Consider the following 555-nt stretch of genomic DNA (forward strand, 5'->3'; position numbering starts at 1 on the left):
AATGAACCAAGTCCAGCTGATCAAACCGTTACCGTTGGTGAAACTCCATCAGCTGAGAAGTCCATCTCTAACCTAGGCGATCTTCCAACAGGTACTACGGTAGCGTTTGAAAGTCCGGTAGACACAAGCACAGCAGGAGATAAACCAGCGACAGTTCTTGTGACCTACCCAGATGGGTCGCAAGATAAGGTTCCTGTGACGGTTAAGGTTGAAGCAAACCCAAGCCAAGCAGACAGCAATGAACCAATTCCGGCAACTCCAACTGTTAAAGTTGGTGAGTCCGTGGATCCATCTAAATCCATCTCTAACCTAGGCGATCTTCCAACAGGTACTACGGTTGCGTTTGAAAGCCCAGTAGACACAAGCACAGCAGGAGATAAACCAGCGACAGTCCTTGTGACTTACCCAGATGGTTCGCAAGATAAGGTTCCTGTGACAGTTAAGGTTGAAGCAAACCCAACTCAAGCAGACAGTAACCAACCAAGTCCAGCTGATCAAACCGTTAAGGTGGGTGAAACTCCATCAGCTGAGAAGTCCATCTCTAACCTAGGCGAT

The 555-nt window shown here is 48.1% G+C and carries 1 protein-coding gene; it reads left to right on the forward strand.

Features of this window, described 5'->3' with window-relative positions; translation table 11 throughout:
• Nucleotides 1-555 (forward strand): Rib/alpha-like domain-containing protein (locus E5983_RS09395; protein WP_269148547.1); only part of this gene is annotated, 555 nt, incomplete at both ends.

This window comes from Streptococcus danieliae (genome assembly GCF_009767945.1).
GTDB lineage: Bacteria > Bacillota > Bacilli > Lactobacillales > Streptococcaceae > Streptococcus > Streptococcus danieliae.